The organism is Nocardia halotolerans, assembly GCF_042650145.1.
GTDB classification, from domain to species: Bacteria; Actinomycetota; Actinomycetes; order Mycobacteriales; family Mycobacteriaceae; genus Nocardia; species Nocardia halotolerans.
Window position 1 is genome coordinate 24,291 of sequence record NZ_JBHSDL010000002.1, and the last position, 18,758, is coordinate 43,048.

General features: G+C 69.1%; 20 protein-coding genes. 14 read left to right on the forward strand and 6 right to left on the reverse strand.

Translation table 11 applies throughout. The annotated features are described in order from the left end of the window. Window positions 1-167: 167 nt before the first annotated feature. Window positions 168-1,397, reverse strand: a complete 1,230-nt coding sequence (locus ACFO5K_RS01110) for a lipase family protein (protein WP_378555207.1) — start codon at window positions 1,395-1,397, stop codon at window positions 168-170. Between the two features lie 272 nt (window positions 1,398-1,669). Here ACFO5K_RS01110 and ACFO5K_RS01115 point away from each other — a divergent pair, with 272 nt between their 5' ends. The 4 genes from ACFO5K_RS01115 (at window position 1,670) to ACFO5K_RS01130 (ending at window position 3,778) form a co-directional block, all read left to right on the forward strand. Beyond that, the gene (locus tag ACFO5K_RS01115; protein ID WP_378555208.1) at window positions 1,670-1,921 is read left to right on the forward strand and encodes a hypothetical protein; all 252 of its coding nucleotides are present in this window, start codon (window positions 1,670-1,672) and stop codon (window positions 1,919-1,921) included. A gap of 84 nt (window positions 1,922-2,005) precedes the next feature. Then, entirely contained in the window at window positions 2,006-2,485 is a 480-nt protein-coding gene (locus tag ACFO5K_RS01120; RefSeq protein WP_378555209.1) for a DUF2599 domain-containing protein, read from the forward strand. Between the two features lie 32 nt (window positions 2,486-2,517). Next, window positions 2,518-3,174 (forward strand): NAD(P)H-binding protein, encoded by a 657-nt coding sequence (locus tag ACFO5K_RS01125; RefSeq protein ID WP_378555210.1) that lies wholly within the window; start codon window positions 2,518-2,520, stop codon window positions 3,172-3,174. Between the two features lie 349 nt (window positions 3,175-3,523). Continuing rightward, complete coding sequence (locus ACFO5K_RS01130; RefSeq protein WP_378555211.1) at window positions 3,524-3,778, forward strand: hypothetical protein; 255 nt, start codon at window positions 3,524-3,526, stop codon at window positions 3,776-3,778. A 59-nt stretch (window positions 3,779-3,837) separates the two neighbouring features. On the opposite strand, the gene ACFO5K_RS01135 is transcribed toward ACFO5K_RS01130, so the two are convergent. Both ACFO5K_RS01135 and ACFO5K_RS01140 read right to left on the reverse strand, forming a co-directional pair. Beyond that, window positions 3,838-4,722, reverse strand: coding sequence for a helix-turn-helix domain-containing protein (locus ACFO5K_RS01135; protein ID WP_378555212.1), 885 nt, complete (start codon window positions 4,720-4,722; stop codon window positions 3,838-3,840). 18 nt (window positions 4,723-4,740) lie between these two features. Continuing rightward, window positions 4,741-4,974 carry a DUF397 domain-containing protein gene (locus ACFO5K_RS01140; RefSeq protein ID WP_378555213.1) on the reverse strand — a complete coding sequence of 78 codons (234 nt, stop codon included), beginning with the start codon at window positions 4,972-4,974 and terminating at the stop codon, window positions 4,741-4,743. Between the two features lie 345 nt (window positions 4,975-5,319). Here ACFO5K_RS01140 and ACFO5K_RS01145 point away from each other — a divergent pair, with 345 nt between their 5' ends. From ACFO5K_RS01145 to ACFO5K_RS01170, 6 genes are all read left to right on the forward strand, one after another. Further along, window positions 5,320-5,559: a hypothetical protein gene (locus tag ACFO5K_RS01145; protein WP_378555214.1), complete on the forward strand. Its 240-nt coding sequence runs from the start codon at window positions 5,320-5,322 to the stop codon at window positions 5,557-5,559. A gap of 90 nt (window positions 5,560-5,649) precedes the next feature. After that, window positions 5,650-6,084, forward strand: coding sequence for a CBS domain-containing protein (locus tag ACFO5K_RS01150; RefSeq protein ID WP_378555215.1), 435 nt, complete (start codon window positions 5,650-5,652; stop codon window positions 6,082-6,084). Between the two features lie 47 nt (window positions 6,085-6,131). Continuing rightward, window positions 6,132-7,409, forward strand: coding sequence for an aminotransferase class V-fold PLP-dependent enzyme (locus tag ACFO5K_RS01155; RefSeq protein ID WP_378555216.1), 1,278 nt, complete (start codon window positions 6,132-6,134; stop codon window positions 7,407-7,409). Between the two features lie 31 nt (window positions 7,410-7,440). Beyond that, a complete protein-coding gene (locus ACFO5K_RS01160; RefSeq protein WP_378555217.1) occupies window positions 7,441-8,679 on the forward strand; it encodes a heavy-metal-associated domain-containing protein in 1,239 nt (412 codons plus the stop codon). Beyond that, window positions 8,676-10,085 carry an alanine racemase gene (locus tag ACFO5K_RS01165; protein ID WP_378555218.1) on the forward strand — a complete coding sequence of 470 codons (1,410 nt, stop codon included), beginning with the start codon at window positions 8,676-8,678 and terminating at the stop codon, window positions 10,083-10,085. The genes ACFO5K_RS01160 and ACFO5K_RS01165 overlap by 4 nt, the downstream gene beginning before the upstream one ends. Continuing rightward, window positions 10,085-11,401 carry a pyridoxal-phosphate dependent enzyme gene (locus ACFO5K_RS01170; RefSeq protein WP_378555219.1) on the forward strand — a complete coding sequence of 439 codons (1,317 nt, stop codon included), beginning with the start codon at window positions 10,085-10,087 and terminating at the stop codon, window positions 11,399-11,401. The genes ACFO5K_RS01165 and ACFO5K_RS01170 overlap by 1 nt, the downstream gene beginning before the upstream one ends. Here the strand turns inward: ACFO5K_RS01170 and ACFO5K_RS01175 are convergent, their stop codons facing one another. Then, window positions 11,402-12,823: a condensation domain-containing protein gene (locus ACFO5K_RS01175; protein ID WP_378555220.1), complete on the reverse strand. Its 1,422-nt coding sequence runs from the start codon at window positions 12,821-12,823 to the stop codon at window positions 11,402-11,404. A 302-nt stretch (window positions 12,824-13,125) separates the two neighbouring features. Between ACFO5K_RS01175 and ACFO5K_RS01180 the strand changes: the two genes are divergently transcribed. From ACFO5K_RS01180 to ligD, 3 genes are all read left to right on the forward strand, one after another. Then, window positions 13,126-13,515 (forward strand): cold-shock protein, encoded by a 390-nt coding sequence (locus ACFO5K_RS01180; protein ID WP_378555221.1) that lies wholly within the window; start codon window positions 13,126-13,128, stop codon window positions 13,513-13,515. Between the two features lie 145 nt (window positions 13,516-13,660). Beyond that, window positions 13,661-14,740 carry an ATP-dependent DNA ligase gene (locus ACFO5K_RS01185; protein WP_378555222.1) on the forward strand — a complete coding sequence of 360 codons (1,080 nt, stop codon included), beginning with the start codon at window positions 13,661-13,663 and terminating at the stop codon, window positions 14,738-14,740. After that, window positions 14,737-15,738, forward strand: a complete 1,002-nt coding sequence (gene ligD, locus ACFO5K_RS01190) for a non-homologous end-joining DNA ligase (RefSeq protein WP_378555223.1) — start codon at window positions 14,737-14,739, stop codon at window positions 15,736-15,738. The genes ACFO5K_RS01185 and ligD overlap by 4 nt, the downstream gene beginning before the upstream one ends. Window position 15,739: 1 nt before the next feature. On the opposite strand, the gene ACFO5K_RS01195 is transcribed toward ligD, so the two are convergent. Both ACFO5K_RS01195 and ACFO5K_RS01200 read right to left on the reverse strand, forming a co-directional pair. Further along, the gene (locus ACFO5K_RS01195; RefSeq protein WP_378555224.1) at window positions 15,740-16,426 is read right to left on the reverse strand and encodes a hypothetical protein; all 687 of its coding nucleotides are present in this window, start codon (window positions 16,424-16,426) and stop codon (window positions 15,740-15,742) included. 111 nt (window positions 16,427-16,537) lie between these two features. Next, window positions 16,538-17,059, reverse strand: coding sequence for a TetR/AcrR family transcriptional regulator (locus ACFO5K_RS01200; RefSeq protein ID WP_378555225.1), 522 nt, complete (start codon window positions 17,057-17,059; stop codon window positions 16,538-16,540). 262 nt (window positions 17,060-17,321) lie between these two features. On the opposite strand from ACFO5K_RS01200, the gene ACFO5K_RS01205 reads away from it, so the two are divergent. Then, the gene (locus ACFO5K_RS01205) at window positions 17,322-18,752 is read left to right on the forward strand and encodes an SDR family NAD(P)-dependent oxidoreductase (RefSeq protein ID WP_378555226.1); all 1,431 of its coding nucleotides are present in this window, start codon (window positions 17,322-17,324) and stop codon (window positions 18,750-18,752) included. Window positions 18,753-18,758: the final 6 nt, after the last annotated feature.

Sequence of the window (18,758 nt, forward strand, 5' to 3'; positions counted from 1 at the left end):
GCCGAACCTCCCCCAATGCGCCCTCGTCAGTGCAATCACGGTACGCCGCAACGACACTGCGGCATCGGCGTCGTGCCCGACTCGTGTGCGCACTGCGGCCCGATCGCAACAACGATCGGGCCGTCACCGCGTCGGGGCACGCGGCGACGGCCCGATCCCAACCGGGCTCAGCAGGTGCTGGGCGCCGGTTCCCCCTGCAGCCGGCCCTCGAGCCATCTCAGCGCGGAAGGCAGTCCGAGTACGGCTGCGGTCAGGTGGTCGGGGGTGGGGGTCGCCTCGGCCACCACCGGGGTGCCCGCCGCGCACCAGCGGGCCACAGTGGCGGTGATCGCGTCGACCGGGATGAGCGCATCGATGGGCGAATGCCATTCGAAGACAGGCATTGTCGGCGCACCGGGGTAGAGCTCGAGACTGTTCTCCTCGACCACCGCGCGCGCCCGCGGGTCCTCGGTCAGTGAGGTGGTGGCCGCGAAGTCGAGGATGCCGCGACCTGCGCCCGCGGAGAGGATGCCGTTGGTGCAGGCATCGGCGATCGAGGCCCTGGCCGCCAAACCGCGGGCATTCATCTGCTCGCTGATCGGAAACCTATCGGGGTATTCACGTTCCAGCCCGATCCCGGCGGCCAGGGCCAGACCGAATACCGGGTGCGCACCGAAACCGAGCCCCTCGAGCATCGACACCAGGTTCATCGGCACTCCGCCCATGGCGGCGCCGGCGATCTCGAGTTCGGGGGCGTACTCCGGTTGCAGTGCCGCCGCCCACGCGGTCGCCATCCCGCCACCGGAGTAGCCGGCCATCGCAACCCGGCTCTCGCCCACCTGCAACCGCTCGACCTTGCGAATCGCCCGAATTCCGTCGAGGGTCACCTGACCTCCCAATTTCGCCGCACCGTAGGCGAAGTCGGGGCCGAGATGATCGGGCAGGACCATCGTCCAGCCGCGCCGCAGTGCCACGTTCCAGGCCACCGCTTCACGTACCATCAGATCCGGGTCATCGGTGTAGAGGACTTTGGACACCGAACAGCGCACGCCGAGACCGTTGATGATGTGCTGATAGGACAGCACCGGGGCGTCGCGTCGGTGGTTGTTCGGCTGCAGCACCGTGGTGGTGGCGGCGATCGGTTCGCCGGTGGAATTCGTCGACCGGAACTTGACCAGGGTGACGGTGGTGTCGGGGAACATCGCCAGCGGCGGCATCGGCCGCACCTCGAGCACGTCGCCTGGGCTGGTGGCGGACAGATCGGCCGGCTGGGCGTAGAAGGGGTCGGGGTCCGGGCTCGGGTACAGCGGCGCCCCGTGGCCTGCGGCCGCGGGGGCGGCGACCAGGACCGCTGCAGTGAGTCCGGCCAGCAGGGTGCGGCGGCGCCGAGTGCGTCGTGCCGCGGCGAAGCGGTTCATGCGGCTGTCCTCCCGTGTCGTTGCCGTGGGGTCAGATACTTGCCGGTACCGTGTCTCGGCGATACCGCATCCGGAAGACCTCGGCGGAGCTCACAGGGCCCGACCGGGACAGTTGTGACCGGAGGTGAATACGGCAGGGCGGACGCACCGCCGCCGCGCTGGGCCGATTGTGAGATCTACAGCGCATACGCAGAACATGTTCTGCCCGATGGTGTCGGGCCTACCGTCGAGTAGGAAGGCGCCCAGCAGTGCCGGGGCGAAAGGAGCACGCCATGATTCCCCTCGACGAGAACATCGCCGCCACACCACACCGCATCGAGGGTGGCGAGATACCGACCCGGCGCATCACCGTGTACTTCGACGGCCCGACCCCGCAGGACGCGATGGTGCTCGAGTACGCGGCGACCCATGCCGAGGCGTGGGAATTCACCTCGGCGGCCGTGCACTCCGGGCTACTGGTCACCGTCGACGGCCGGGTGGGCCCCGGATTGCGCAGGTTGCCCTGTCGATCGCTCTGGCACTGAGACCCGCACCACCGTCACCGCCCGGCTCGCCGCACTAGGCTGGCCGGGCGGCCGCGTCCGGGGCCGCGGACAGGAGGGATCTCGGTGGCACGGTATCGCCCCGCACTCGCTGTGCTGGTGCTGGCCGCGGTTGCCGGGTGCGGATCGCCGGACCGCGACGTGGACATCCGGACCCCCTCCGCCACCCCGACGACGACGGTGAATCCGGTGCCGGTCACCGTCGCGCCACCCACCACCACAGTCGACCCGTATGCGGGTCTGCCGCTGATCGATCGTGTGTCCTGGACCGAGAACATCGATGGTGCGCGGCTACGGGTCTTCCCGACCGAGGCGGGCCGCAACACCGCCGCGCCCGGCACCGATGAGGCGGCCTGGCAGGAAGTGCTGGCCCTCGATGCCGGCGCCGACGCGCCGGGAATGCGCGACCAGTTCATCTGCCACTGGGTGTGGGCGAGGATGGTGGCGCCGGACAAACCGAGCTGGAATCTCGAACCGTGGCGGCCCGCCGTCGGTTATTCGGCCACGGTGTCGGCGAATTGCAACCCCGGCGGCCCGGAACGCTGAGCGTCGCCGGACCGCCCGAAAGGAGCACTGACATGCGCGTCGTCATCGCCGGTGGACACGGCAAGATCGCTCTGCAGCTCGCCCGGATACTGACCAGGCGCGGCGATCAGGTGCACGCGCTGATCCGGGATCCCGGCCAGGCCGCCGATATCGCCGCGACCGGCGGCGTGCCGGTCATCTTCGACATCGAACGCGACACCCCCGACGATCTCGCGGCGGCGGTGGCCGGGTCGGAGGCGGTGGTGTTCGCCGCGGGCGCGGGCCCGGGCAGCGGCGCCGCGCGCAAGTACGCCGTCGATCTCGATGGCTCGGTGCGGTTGGCCGTGGCCGCCGAGCAGAGCGGGGCACGCCGGTTCGTGCAGATCTCGTCGATGGGCGCCGGTCAGTCACCGGCCGCGGGCACCGATGAGGTGTGGGCCGCTTATATCGACGCCAAGACCAGGGCCGAACAGGATCTCACCGCACGCGCCCTGGACTGGACGATTCTGCGGCCCGGCGCGCTCACCGATGCCGAAGGCAACGGTCAGATCACGCTCGGCCCGCCCCCGGTTCCGCGCGCCGCGGTACCACGCGCCGATGTCGCCGCGACCATCGCGGCGATCTTGGTGGCGGACAACACCATTCGGCGGACTCTCGAAATGGTATCCGGGCCGGATCCGATCGACGCCGCCGTCGCCGCGATCGAGTAGCCGGAAATTAACTATCGCAATAGATTTCAGCGAGAATCACCCGAACGGCGCAGGGCCGGCCGAAAAGCGGGGCACGGACGGAACGGCTTCGAGCCGGTCATACCCGCATTCGCGGCCGAGGGTGTTGTGAACGCGGAGCCGCAACCGCGGATTCGCCGCTCAGAAGCCGGGAAAGCCCTCGCATCGAGACCGAATCGATAGTACAGATGTGCTTGCATCTGAAAGTGACTCCGTCCTAAACTCAGGGCCGCAACACAATTCAGGGGACAGTCAGGGGAGGCCGCGAGCGGCACTCCCGAGGCCACAGTTGCCTCGGGTTTGCCACTGCCTACACACAGGGGCGTTCAACATGAACCACACCAATGGCCGTTACGGCCTCGCTGATCGCGCAGCGACCACCTACTCCGTCACCGCAGGGTGCTCCAGAGAAACCGCGGTCGCCTTCGTCATCGATGCCGTGGAATCCACCGGCGCGGCGACCCGCAATGATTTCGACATCGACCGCATCGTGAGTACCGCGCACGAAATGGCCGACGACTGGGATCTGCAGGTGCTGGCGCCCGACACCTTCTGGCGAATCGCCGCGGGCTGCATCCGCTACTGAACGCGGCGCGCCTGCTTTCCGACAATCAGACCAGCCCGACGATCAGACCGGCCTGACGATCAGGCCCGCTCGGCGTACTCGAGCAGGATCTCGCGCGAACGGTCCGGACGTTCGGCCTGCACGCTGAGCTGATCCATCACCGACAGGTACAGCGCGAGATCCTGCCTGCGCTCGAGGTAGAGCGCACTCGTGAGCTGTTCGAGGTAGACGATGTCGGGCAGTTCGGGCTCGGCGAAGCGCAGGATGCTGAACGAACTACCCGCCGCGGCATGCCCGCCGGCCGAAAACGGCAGCACCTGCACGGTGACGTTCGGCAGCATCGACAGCTCCACCAGATACTGCAGCTGAGCCCGGTGTACCTCGCGGCCGCCGATCGGGCGGTGCAGCACGGCCTCGTCGATCACCGCCCACACGATCGGCGGGTCGACACGGCGCAACACGTCCTGGCGGCGCTGCCGGACCTGCACGCGGCGGTCGGTGTCGGCATCCTCGTAGCCCAGGGCGACGATCGCCCTGGTGTAGTCCGGGGTCTGCAGCAGCCCGGGCACCAACTGCGCCTCGTAGGTCCGGATCTGGCTGGCCGCCTGCTCGAGCCCGAGGTAGGTGCTGAACCAGGAGGGCAGCAGGTCGCTGTAGCGGTGCCACCAGCCGGGTTCGCTTGCCTGCCTGGCGAGTTCGAAGAACGACTCGCGTTCGGCGGGGTCGAGCACGCCGTAGAGGGTGAGCAGGTCGCGGATGTCGCGTTCTTTGAAACCGGTGCGACCCAGCTCGAGTCGGCTGATCTTCGCATGGGAGCCGCGGATCGCATCACCCGCGGCCTCGCGGGTGATGCCCTTGCCTTCGCGCAGTTTACGCAGTTGGCCACCGAGTGCGATACGCAGCACGGTGGGTCCGCGGTCGACAACCGGTTGCACGCGACCGATCTCGTCGGGTTCAGCCGTCATGGACGCCGATCTTACCGATCAGCGGGTCAAATAGTCGAACTCTCCGGCCTTCGCGCCGCGGATGAACGCGTCGATCTCGGGTCGCGTATAGAACAGCACCGACCCCTGCGGGTCACGGGAGTTGCGTACCGCGACCGAACCGTCGGCCGCTTCGGCAACCTCGACGCAATTGCCGCTGGGGTTGCTGAACGTGCTCTTGCGCCACTCGCTCTCGCGCGGCCGTTCGCGCTGATCATGGTGCATTCCGGACATGCAACACTCCTCGTTCCTCAATGATGCCCATCAGTACGAAAATTGCAGATGCACGCACAAACGTTCTTGCATCTGCACTGCGCGATGCGGACACTAACACGCGTGACGGCACCGCGCACCGATCGGTAGGTTCGGTCCAGGACCATCCGGATTGCGTTCACAAGGTGACGTCCAGTCCCCTGAATTCTCAAGGGCGACAACCCGATCACGGGCCGACGCGGCCGGATTGACTGTGCAGATGTGCTTGCATTTGCAAAAGAGACGGCCGTAGACTCGCGGCAAGATCACCGGGGGTCACCGGCCTCGGCCGGGCGACCTCCGCCGCCGGATGCGAGGGGCCCTCGGATGAGCATTCCGTTTAGACCACCCCGCCGGATCTCGGCCGGCACCGCCGAGCTCGAGATCCCGCGATACCTGGCCGCACCGGGCGCACCGGGCGCACCGGGCGCGGCCTGTGACGACGAGCCCTACGGGCTCACCTACCGCCAGGCCCGCGAGATGTTGCGCCAGCACGACGTGCACGGACCGCAGTGCCGTCAATGGTTGGCCGCGGCGGCCTATCTGTCTGCCGGCCTGGACGACTGATAGTTCGTCGTAACGCGTTTGTGCTGGTCAGCGCAGCCTGAGACGGGCATGCTGAACAGCAGTATCGGCGCGAACGCGAGGTGAGCGACAATGCGGATAGCGGAGATCCTGCGGAACAAGGGAACGACGGTGACCACGGTGGCACCGCACACCACGGTGCGCGCCCTGCTCTCGGTGCTCACCGAACGCAATATCGGCGCGGTGGTGGTCTCGCCCGATGCCGAGACGATCGCCGGCATCGTGTCCGAACGTGATGTGGTGCGCCGCCTCGATGCCGAGGGCGCCCCGCTGCTCGATCGGCCCGTCGCCGACATCATGACCGTGCAGGTGCGCACCTGCGGCCCGGACGACGACGTGTCCTCACTGCGCGATGTGATGACCGAACACCGCGTGCGGCACATGCCCGTGGTGCAGGACAACCGGCTGATCGGCATCGTGAGCATCGGGGATGTGGTGAAGAGCGAGATCACCGAGCTCGCCACCGAACGCGAGCAGCTCGTGGACTACCTGCAGGGCAGGTACTGACACCGGGCTCGCCCCGAAAAGCGTTGTCCGCGCGTATCGTTGATCACGTGCACCCCCTCCGGCCCGAGCTCGTCGCCGTACCGGGGACCCGGCACGCACCCACCCCGGTGCCCGGCACGGTCCGGGACCGCTTCCCCGCGCTCGCCGATCCCGGGGTCGTGTACCTCGACAGCGCCGCCACCACACAGAAGCCCGATACCGTGATCGCCGCGGTCACCGGTTACCTCAGCGAGCACACCGCCAACGCCGGCCGCGGGAGTTATGGGTGGTCCACCACCCTGGCCGCGCGCATCGCCGCGATCCGCACCCGCGCGGCCGGTTTCCTCGGGGCCCGCCACCCGGACGAGATCGTGTTCACCGGCGGAGCGACGGCCGCGCTCGGCGCGATCGCGCACAGCTGGGGGCTGGCGGTCCTCGACGACGGTGACGAAATCCTCTACAACCCCGCCGACCATGCCGCCAATGTGCTGCCGTGGCTACACCTACGCGACACCCTCGCCCGGTTCGGTCGCCGAATAGTGTTGCGCCCCTACGGCAGCACGCGCACCGGCGAAGCCGATGTGGACGACATCCTGGCACAGGTGGGTCCGCGTACCCGGTTGATCACCACCAGCCACCTGCATCACGTGTACGGCGGGCTGAGCACCCTCGAGGAGCTGCGCGGCCGGATCGATCCCGCGATCGCGCTGTGCTTCGACTGCGCACAGAGCGGTGGGCACCTGCCCGTCGACGTGACCGCGCTCGACGCCGACTTCGCGGTGTTCGCCGGACACAAGATGTTCGGCGCGCCCGGCACCGGGCTGCTGTACTGCCGGCGGCGCGTACACGACCGGCTGCGCCCGTTTCTGCCGGGCGGGCATTCCGGTGTCCGGGCCACCGAGGCCGGCCTGCTGAGCACCGGGATGCCGGAGTTGCTCGAGGGCGGAACGCACAACATTCCCGGAATCCTCTCGCTCGCGGCGGCTTTCGATCTGCTCGACGAGCTCGACCTGTTCGCGGTGGCCGCGCACAATCGCCAGCTCACGCTGCGCCTGATCGAGGGGTTGCGCACGGTGCCCGGCGTGGAGTTCCTGCCCGGCCCCGCGCACGCGGGGTGCGCGGTCGGCTACGGGATCGTGTCGTTAACCCTCGACGGGATCAGCGCGGCCGATCTGGGTTTCGTGCTGACCGAGTCCGGTTTCCTGGTGCGAACGGGGGCGCACTGTGTCCCCGGCGCTGATCCGGCGGCGGGCTCGGTGCGGGTGAGCACCCACCTCTACAACACCCTCGACGAGATCGACCGCTTCGTGGCGTGTGTGGCCGGCATCGCCGGGCACGGGCGCTGAGACCGACCTGTCCCGCAGCCGAGGAGAAACGATGGCCACGCCGCACTACGACCGCCGCGCCGCATCCGGGATACTCGCCCGCCTGGCCACACCCGGGCTTCTCGGTACCGTTCCCACACCCACCGATGCCCGGATCAGCTTCCGGGCCACCGCTTTACAGCCTGAGCACGGCCGAACCCTGACCCGATCGCAGCGGATGTATCTGGAACGGTTCATGCGGCCGTGCCGTCCCGAGCAGGTCACCAGCGCCACGCACCGCATCACCTGGACCGACAGCGCGGGCATCCCCAACACCGCCTACTACCACCGGGCGGGCGCCGGTCCCGCACTCGCGGTGGTCGCGCGCGAAACCGTACTGGCCCTGTGGCATTCGCTGGCCGTGTCGGAACTGGGCGAGCGGGCGGCAGCGCTGTCCTCGCACGATCACGCGGTGCTCGCCGCCACGACCACCGACCACGACCCGCACGAGATCTTCCGGGTCGGGGTGGAGGCCACCGGGCGCGCACTGGTCCAGCACGGCCTCATCGCCGCCGACACGCCCTACCGCAGCATCACCGAATTCGCCGGCGGGCTGCGCGATTCCGGCGTCTTCGCGGCCGTCGCGACCCGCTGGTTCTGGGAGTTGCAGGCCTCCACCTTCCGGCGCGGCATGATCCCGGTCCGTTTCGCCACCCAGACCGACGGGAGTGTGCGTTACACCGCCGAGTCGGTGGCGGTGCTGCGGGCGATGAAGGACGCCACCCTCGCCGACGCGCACGCGGTGATGCGCCGCGCCACCACCGAGGAGGGTCTCGACACCGAGGCAGCGGTCGCCAAGTACCACGACGACCTGGATCTCATCTCACGCCAGTACGCCCTGCTCACGCCGGGCACCCACCCCACCTGCCTGGCCGCCCACGCGGTCGACGGCGCGGCGCAACCGGTGCTGGCGACGGTGGTCGACCGGTTCGTCGAGACCTTCACCGCGCTCGCCGAGACGGTGCGCGTCGTCGAGGACACCACGGCAGTGACCGTCGAGGATGCGCCGATCGGCGACGACAGCGTGTTCTACGTTCCCGACATGAGTTGTCAGCACTGCGTGCGCACCATCACCGCACTGCTCGAGTCGATGGACATCCCGGTCGTCGAGATCGACCTGGCGGCCAAGCGGGTGATCGCGCGGATTCGCAGCCCACGCCACCGCTCCCGGGTATTCGAAGCCCTGCGCGACAGCGGTTACCACCCCGTCGACGACGTGCCCGCGGCGGTGCCGGGGGCGCCGGTGGGATGAGCCCGCCCGCTGTTCCCGCCGCCCTGCATCCGCTCGTCGCCGCCTTCCTCGATGACCGGGTGGCAGTGCGCGCGGCACTGCGACGCTTCGGTTCGCCGCTGCACCTGGTGTTCCCGCAGGTGTTCGCCGACAACCTCACCGCGCTGCGCACTGTTCTCGATGGCGTGCCGGGCGGGTATCGAATCTGCTACGCGCACAAGGTGAACCGGTCGGCGGCACTGGCGGCCACCGCCGCGCACGCCGGGATCGGGATCGACGTGGCCTCGGCACAGGAGTTGCGTTCGGCGCTGACGGCCGGTTTCGGGTCCGACCGGATCGAGGTCACCGGCCCCAAGGGCGCCGCGCTGCTGCGGGCCGCGCTCGCGGCGGGGGTGACGATCAATGTGGACAATCTGTGGGAGCTGTCGACCATCGCCGAGATGGCGGAGACCACCGTGCCGGTGCTGCTGCGGCTGTCGGGTTTCGCGGCGAGCGCGCCGAGCCGGTTCGGCATCGACCACACCGAAGTGGAACGCGCGTTCGAGCTGCTGACCCGGCACCGCGACCGCCTGCGGCTACTCGGTGTGGCGTTCCACCTCGACACCGCGGCCACCCAGGAGCGCGTGGCCGCGGTCGGCGACTGCCTGACGGTGCTCGAGCGCGCGTACGCGCACGGCCTGACCCCGACCGTGCTCGACATCGGGGGTGGGTTGCGTCAGGTCTTCACCGCCGATGCCGCTGCCTACGACGCCTATGACCAGGCGCTGCGCGTCGGCCTGCTGGGCCGGGGGCCCGCCGTGCACTGGGGGCTGAATTCTTTCGGCTACCAGGTCACCGACGGCACGGTGCACGGTCGAGCGGTGTTCCACAAGTACGCCAATACCGAGTCGGCCCCGACGATGCTCGGCGAACTGCTCGCCGCGCCCCTGCCCGGACACGGCGGGCGGACGGTGAGCGCGGTACTGGCCGACAATCTGCTGCAGCTGTGGCTCGAGCCGGGCAAAGCGCTGGTCGATCACGCCGGGATCACCGTCACCCAGGTCGAATTCGTCAAACAAGTGGGTAGCGGTACGACGCTGGTCCACCTCAACGCCAGTCGCGACACGGTCACCGCGGCCGATCAGGAGGTGCTCATCGATCCCCTCGTCCTGAGCGAACCGGGCGAGTCCTCGCCCACCGGCGTGTATTTCGCCGGGCACCTGTGTCTGGAGCGCGACCTGCTCACCCAGCGGCAGGTGCGGGTGGATCGGCTCCCGGACCCGGGTGACCCGGTGGTGTTCGCCAATACCGGCGCCTACCACATGGATCTGTCGGCCGCCCAGGCCAGCATGCATCCGCTACCGGCGAGAGTGGCAGTGCGGCACCGCGCCGGACGATTCGTGCTCTACCCCGACACGGTCTACCGGCCCGGCGACGAGGTGCGGTGATGGTCTACAACCACATCACCGAGCTGATCGGCAACACTCCCCTGCTGCGACTCGACCCGGCCGTGCACGGGCTGGCGGAGGTGGAGCTGTACGCGAAGCTGGAGTCGCACAACCCTTTCGGGTCGGTGAAGGACCGCGTGGCCTGGACCATGATCCGCGACGACCTCGACCGGATCGCCACACAGGGGCGGTCGTTCATCGAGGCCTCGAGCGGCAACACCGCCAAGGCGCTGCGGGTGCTCGGTGCGGTGCACGGCATCGGACTGCGGGCGGTCACCAACCGGATCAGAGTGGCCGAAGTGCGCGCGCTGTTGCAGTTGCTCGGCACCGAGGTCAAGGAGCTGCCGGGACTGTCCGAATGCCCGGACCCGCATGCGGCCGACGACGTTTCGGCGGTCATCGAGCAAACCATCGGCCAGGCGCCCGCGCACTGGTATCACCCCTCGCAGTACACCAACGAGCGCAACATCGAGGCCCATCACGACGGCACCGGCGCCGAGATCGCCGCCGACCTGGCCGAGGCCGGCAGTACCGAACTGGACTATCTGATCGGCGGTCTGGGGACCACCGGGTCCACCCGCGGCACCGCCACAGCGCTGCGGGCCCACCATCCGCGACTGCGCACGATCGGTGTGGTGTCGGACCGTCACGACTTCATCCCCGGCATCCGGTCCGAACGTGAGATGTGGGACGTGGGCCTGTTCCGGCCGGACTTCTACCACGACATCGTCACCGTCGATTCCGCCTCGGCGATCGAGGCGACCCTGGATCTGGTCAACGGGTACGGCGTCCTGGCCGGACCCACCAGCGGCGCCGGGTACGTCGCGGCTCTGCGCACGCTCGCGGCGGCGCCGCGTCCACCCGGCCGGCCGCTGGTGGCGGTGCTGATCGTGTGCGACCGGCTCGAACCGTATCTGTCCTACTTCGAGAAGCGCAGGCCGGACCTGTTCGGCAAGCCGGCGAACCCGGCCGCGCCCGACCCGGCCGACACCGCCGCGGCCCCCGCCCTCACGCCCGAGGCGCTGGCCGAACTCGAGCGCACCGGGCGCCCGACCGTCGTCGACACCCGCGGCGCGATGGCGTACCGGGTGGGCCATGTCCCCGGCTCGCTGAACATCCGTGACGATCAGCTCGACGACATGTTCACCCAGGGCATGCCGTTCCCCCGCTCGCGACCGGTGGTGTTCGTCTGCCCGGTCGGTGAGACCTCGCTGCGTTTCGCGGCGCAGGCCCGACACGCCGGCTACGACGCGTACAGCCTCTCGGGCGGCATCCTCGCCTGGCGGGACGCGGGATTCGCGCTCGAACGGGGCTGATCAGACCGCCACCCGGGCGCGGCGGGTGCCACTGCGCGCGGGACGACCGGTCACCGCGTGCAGTGCCGCCAGCGGGCCACGGTAGCCCTCGGCGAGCAGGGCCAGCACCGTCCGGAACCGGGCCACGAAACGGGCGGCGGTGTCGGCGTCGAGACGTGCGGTCGGGTACAGGAAGCAGCCGTCGATGCCGGCCGCGACGCCCAGCGCGTCATAGTGGTCGGTGAGCCCGAACTCGAGGTCATGTTTGGCGCGCACCACCCCGGTCGGCACTTCGGTGACGGACAAACCCGGTGCGGGAGCCGACTCGGTGGCCGGGCACGGGGAGTCGGCCCGTTGCAGGACGAGGGTGGCCTGGAACAGCGGCAGGTCGGGATCCTGCGGCAAGCAGCGCTTGAGCCGGGGATTGGGAGTGTCGGGGTGGGCGTAGGCGGCCAGCGCGACCCGGCGCACCTGGTCGATGAGTTCGTCGACGTCGGCGGCGCGGTCCAGGCGCACCCGCATCAGCACGTCGTCGGAGAAGTTGCCGACCAGCTCGTCGAGCAGGCGGTGATCGCGGCCCGGGACCGCGGTGGCCACGGTGACATCGGTGCTGCGCGCGAACGCGCCCACTGTCACCGCGAACGCCGCCTGCAGCACCATGAACAGGCTCGCCCGCCGTTCCTGCGCCAACCGCAACAGACCGGCATGGGTCGTGGCGTCGAGGGAGATCGGCAGCAGCGCACCGGCTGCCGGATCGCTCGGCGGGAACGACGGTTCGCGGGTGGGCAGGGCGAGCAGGGCGGGTCGGCCGGCCAAAGTGTTGGCCCAGTAGCGCAATTGCTGGGTGGCCCGGCTCCACTCGTCGGTGAACTCGCCGAGCTGCGCGTGCTTCCACAGCGTGTAGTCGGTGTAGGTGACCGGCAGTGGCGACCAGTCCGGTGCCGTGCCGCCGCGGCAGGCGAGGTAGGCGGTGATCAGGTCGCGGGTCAGCGGGCGCATCGAGCGGCCGTCGACGGAGATGTGGTGCACGACCAGTACCAGCACCACATCGTCGGGGGCGAGCACAAGCAGGCGCGCCCGGATGGGCAGATCACGCTCGAGGTCGAAGGCGGCGGTGGCCGTCGCGGCGACGGCGGAACCGAGTTCAGCCTCGGTGACGGCGCTCTCGGTCACGTCGAGCACGACATCGGCCGGGTCGACGACGTGCTGAGCCGGTCCGTGCTCGGTCGCCGGATAGCGGGTGCGCAGCGGTTCGTGGCGGGTCACCAGGCACATCAGCGCGGCACGCAAGGCGTCGACTTCGACACCCGCGCCACGTAACCGCAGGGCGCGCGCGACATTCCAGTCCGCCGAGCGGCCCAGGCGCGCGGCATGCCACATCCGTTCCTGCGCGGGCGCCAGCGGCACCCACGCCGGACGCGGGCGCGCGACCAGTGTCGCCACCGGTGGCCGATGACACCTCGATGCGGTGCTCCTGGTGTGCTCCGTCGCCACCAGGACGCCGCGACCGACGTCGTATCCCCCCGACTTGATCCCCACACCGGGACCGACCACTCGCCTGCGACCTCCTGCACTCGTAGAACAGATTCGGGACGCTAACGAGCGGATATGAACAAACAGTTACCGCATCGTGACCATGATCGGGCCACCCGGCGCCGGGGCCCGCCGACTATCCACTTTCCGGCGAAAACGCCCAAACCCCGCGTTAGAGTGGCGTCGGGTCACGTGGAGCGAGGAGTTGGTCGGTGTCTGTCGGGAAATTGGTGTCCTTCGATGGTTCTCGGGGTTTCGGATTCATCCGACCCGATGACGGCGGACCGGATGTGTTCGTCCACGTCAACGACATCGGCCTCGGCGAGGACGAACTGCGCCAGGGCAGGCTGTTCGAATTCGAGGTCACCGAGGGCGATCGCGGTCCCAAGGCGATCAATCTGACGGCGCTCGGGCAGGCGGCACCCGCCCCCAGAACCCGCAGGGACCATGGCACCGGTGACCGTCTCGATCCGGAGGACATGCGCAGGCAGATCACCGAGCTGCTGCTGGAGGCGTCCCCGGCGCTCACCGCCGCCGAGATCATCACCATCCGCGACCGTTTCACCACCTTCGCCGACGAACACGGGTGGCTCGACAGCTGAGCTCACCGCCGAACGCGCCCGTGATGTCCACGCACGTGTCGGTCCCCCGGCCTACGATCGCCTCGAGCAGCAATCTCCACCAGCACCGATGAATCGGCTGCGCTCGCGACGTCGACACGGGTGAGACACCCGCGAGGAGGATCGGATGGATCTACCGGTGATGCCGCCAGTGCGTCCCATGCTGGCCAAGTCGACGCCGTCACTACCGCGCGAACCCGGCATCGGTTACGAGCCGAAGTGGGACGGCTTCCGCTGCATCGTGTTCCGCGACGGCGACGAGATCGAGCTGGGTTCACGCAACGATCGCCCGCTCACCCGGTACTTCCCCGAACTCGTGGAACTACTCGCGGCCGCACTGCCGCAACGCTGTGTCGTCGACGGCGAGATCGTGGTGGTCACCGAGCAGGGGCTCGACTTCGACACCCTGCAGCAGCGCCTGCATCCGGCCGCGTCGCGGGTGAACAAGCTGGCCGCCGAGACGCCGGCGAGTTTCGTCGCCTTCGACCTGCTCGCCCTCGATGATCGCGACCTGACCCCCGTCGCGTTCTCCGAACGCCGCCGCGAGCTCGAGTCGCTGCTCGACGCGGCGCCGGGACGGATCCATCTGACGCCGATCACCCACGATCCCGACATCGCCCAGGACTGGTTCACCCGGTTCGAGGGCGCGGGGTTCGACGGGGTGATCGCCAAAGCCGACGGCCTGCCCTATCAGCAGGACAAACGGGTGATGCTCAAGATCAAACACGAGCGCACCGCCGACTGCGTGGTCGCCGGATACCGGATGCACAAGGACGGCGAAGGCGTGGGATCGCTGCTGCTCGGTCTCTTCGACGACGAGGGCAATCTGCATCATGTCGGGGTCGCGTCGAGTTTCACCGCCGCTCGGCGGCGCGAACTGCTCGGTGAGCTCGCGCCGTTACGCGAGAACGCGCTGGCCGAACATCCGTGGCGCAACTGGGCCGACGCCGCCGCCCAGGCCGCGGCCGAGGGCAAGATGCCGGGCGGGGTGAGCCGTTGGACCGGCGGCAAGGATCTGTCGTGGGAACCGCTGCGCCCGGAACTGGTGGCCGAGGTGCGCTACGAGCACGTGCAGTCGGGGCGATTCCGCCACGGTGGGCGGCTGGTCCGTTTCCGGCCCGACCGCACCCCCGAGTCGTGCACCTACGCTCAGCTCGACGAGGTGGCCCCGGCCGAACTCGACGCGATCTTCGGAGTCCGGTCGTGAGCGCCGGCGCCGAGATCGAGGTCGACGGCCACACCGTGACGATCAGCCATCCCGACAAGGTCTATTTCAGCAAGCGGGGTGAGACCAAACTCGACCTGGTGCGCTACTACCAGGCCGTCGCCGCACCACTGCTGAGCGCGATCGGTGACCGCCCGGTGCTGCTCGAACGCTATCCCGACGGCGCTTCGGGCAAATCCTGGTTCCAGAAGCGGGTGCCGAAGACCGCACCGGACTGGTTACGGACCGTGGAGGTGTCCACGCCCAACGGCACCACCAGCGACGCCCTGGTGGCACACGATCTCGCGCACGTCCTGTGGGCGGTGAACCAGGGGTGCCTGGGCTTCCACGTCTGGCCCAACCACGTGCCCGACCTGCGCGTCACCGACGAGTTACGCATCGACCTGGACCCGTCGCCGGGCATCGGCTTCGACGATCTGCGCCGCGCGGCCGTACGCACCCGCGAACTGCTCACCGAACTCGGCATCGACTGCCGGGTCAAGACTTCCGGTTCACGCGGACTGCACATCTACGCGATGTTGGCGCCGCGCTGGGACGGCTACGAGGTGCGTGCCGCCGCGGTGGCGCTGGCCAGGGAACTCGAACGCAGGCACCCCGAGGAGATCACCGCCCAGTGGTGGAAGGAAGAACGCGGCACCCGGGTGTTCATCGACTACAACCAGAACGCCCCCCACAAGACGGTGTTCGGCGCCTGGTCGGTGCGCCCCAAGGTGGGCGGTCAGGTGTCGACGCCGATCACCTGGGACGACCTCGACACCGTGGTGCCCGACGAACTGACCCTGGCCACCGTGCCTGCCCGGCTCGCCGAACGGGGTGACCCCTGGGCCGGGCGCTCCCCGCAGTCGATCGAGCCGCTGCTTGCCATGTCCGAAAGCGACATGGCTGCGGGGCTGATGGACGCACCGTGGCCCCCGCAGTACCCGAAGATGCCGAACGAGCCGCCGCGAGTACAACCCAGCCGCGCCAGGAAATCGGACTGACCTATTCGATCCAGGGCACCCAGGAACCGCCCTCGCACACCAGGGCGTAGTTGTCGGAGGTCCGGCCCGACTTGTCCACCGACGGATCGCACTGCGTGCCGGCCGAATAGTACGATCCGGCCACCCGATACGGCCCCGACCAGGTGAAACCGTCGCCGTCGCGCAAACACAGCAGGGTCGCGCCGTCGGCCGCTACGCCGAGCAACCCGGCTTGATCGGCCGAGCACGGCGTGTCCTCGGCGACGATGTCGGCGGCGGCGGGCGGGGTCACCACCACCGGAGCCGCCCTGGTCGCGGTCGGCGCGCCCTGCGAGGCCACCGCGACCGAGGTCGTGGCCGCGGTGGTCTGCGCCAGGGCCGGCATCTCCACGTCGAACCCGCCGAAGACCACCATCGCCACGGCCGCCGCGACCGCCGCTTCGCCGATACCGAGCAGCAGGGCCAGCACCGCGATTCCGCGCCCACGCGGATGCCCGAACGACAGCAGACCGAACACGATGGCGATCGGAAAGATCAGCACCAGCGCCGCGGCGAGGGCGACCATCGAGTACGGGTTGACCCGAACGCGATCAGCGTGGCCGCGGCCGGGGTCGTCGTCGGTGGCCGCGTGCGGCCAGCGCTGCCCGTTCCAGCGCCGGTCATCCAGTTCGTCCTCGGGGTCGTTGTCCCAATCCTCGTACCGTGCCATCAACCCCGGGTCCCTCTCGATCTCCCGGGCGCGGAACGAAACAGAATGCGACTCCGGGTTACGCGACGAGAATAAGGACTCGTGATCGATCGGTCAGCGCAACCGGTAAATTCACCGGTCGGCCGAGCGCGGCTCGACGCTGGGAATCGTGCGGGTGATCATGGTGAGCAGGGTGTCGGCGAGCAGCCGGTGCACCTGCGGTCTGCTCAGGGTGCCGCGGGTGATCCATTCCCGGCCCGCCACCTTCACCAGGCCCGCATACGCGATGACCAGCGCGCGCAATTGCGCGCTGTCGGCCAGGTCGGCGCGCCCGATCATCACCAGCATGCGGGCGGCGGCGGCATCGTCGGCCTGGTCGAGGATCTGCTGCACCTCGGGGTCGTCGCCGACACCTTCGTGGCTGGTGACCTTCACCCAGGTGGTGCCGTGCTCGACGATGGTGTCGAGCAGCCAGGTGACGATCGCGTCGACCCGTTCCTCCGGTGTCCCCTCCGGGATCGACACCTTCTCCGGTCGCGGCAAGGTGACCATCCGGTGGACCACGGCCAGGTACAGGTCGCGTTTGTTGCCGAAGTAGTGGTTGATCAGTCCCCGCGCGACGCCGGCGCGCTGGGCGAGCTCGGCCGTGGACACCGCCGCATAGGGTCGCTCGCCGAACATTTCGATGGCACAGGCCAGAATCTGCGCACGTCGCTCGTCGGGCTCTAGCCTGCGCCTGCGCGGCGCGTCTGCGGTATCGGTGTCGAACGGGGAAATCGGGCTGCTCCGTCGGGTTCGGCGGCCACCGTGGGGTTGCGGTGGCGGTGCACCACGATACCCAGCGGGTCCGGCTCGCGGCCAATGAGACAATGGTTGCTGTCCCCTGCTCCCGCACGAAGGAATGCCGCGCTCCCCGATGACCGAGAACACGATCGATCCGGACGAGTTGGCGACCTGCCTGCGGGTACTGGAACAAGCCGGACAGCTGGAAAAGGAACACCCCGATTCGATCGCGGTGCAACGCGCTGTCGGCCACATGTTCAAAAAGCTCAAGCAGCGTCGCCGCATCGAAGCCAGAGAACAGATCGCGACCGCCGACCGCGCCGTGATCGCGGCCACGGCCACCGGGTCACCGCAGCGCATCGACGACGAGACCGCGGGCATCCCGATCAAGTCCTCGGCCGACGGTTCCACCGCGGGCACCCTGCAGCGGGCCCGCCCCTGCTACATCTGCAAACAGCGCTACACCCAGGTCGACGCGTTCTACCACCAGCTGTGTCCGGACTGCGCGGCCTCGAGCCACGCCAAACGGGAGGCGCGCACCGATCTTTCGGGCAAGCGGGCGCTGCTGACCGGTGGTCGCGCCAAGATCGGCATGTACATCGCGCTGCGGTTGCTGCGCGACGGGGCGCACACCACCATCACCACCCGGTTCCCCAACGACGCGATCCGCCGGTTCGCCGCCATGGAGGACAGCGCCGACTGGTTGCACCGTTTGCGGGTGGTCGGTATCGACCTGCGCGATCCCGCCCAGGTCGTCGCCCTGGCCGATGACGTGGCCGCCCAGGGCCCGCTCGACATCCTGATCAACAACGCCGCCCAGACCGTGCGCCGCTCGGCCGGGGCCTACAGCGCCCTCGTCGACGCCGAGACCTCGCCGTTGCCCGTCGGGATGCTGCCGGAGAAGGTCACCTTCGGCAAGACCATGCAGGCCCACCCGACCGCGCTGACCGCCTCGCTGACGCCGTCACTGTCGGCGGTCGATGTCGCCGAACTGGCCCTGGTCGCCGGCTCGGCCACCCCGGACCGGATCGCGGCCGGTGTGGCCATCGACGCCGGCGGCCTGGTGCCCGATCTCGCGCACACCAACAGCTGGGTGCAGACCGTGGCGGAGGTCGATGCCACCGAACTGCTCGAGGTGCAGCTGTGCAATTCGGTGGCGCCGTTCATCCTGGTGTCGCGGTTGCGGCCGGCGATGGCCGCGGCGGCCGGTCGCCGCAAGTACGTCGTGAACGTCTCGGCGATGGAGGGCCAGTTCAGCCGCGGATACAAGGGCCCGGGCCACCCGCACACGAACATGGCCAAGGCCGCGCTGAACATGCTCACCCGCACCAGCGCGGTGGAGATGTTCGAGGCCGATTCGATCCTGATGACCGCGGTGGACACCGGCTGGATCACCGACGAGCGCCCGCACTACACCAAGGTGCGCCTGGCCGAGGAAGGTTTCCACGCGCCGCTGGACCTGGTCGACGGTGCCGCCCGCGTCTACGACCCGATCGTGCAGGGCGAGCACGGGGTGGATCTCTATGGCTGCTTCCTGAAGGATTACCGCCCGTCACCGTGGTGATCGAAG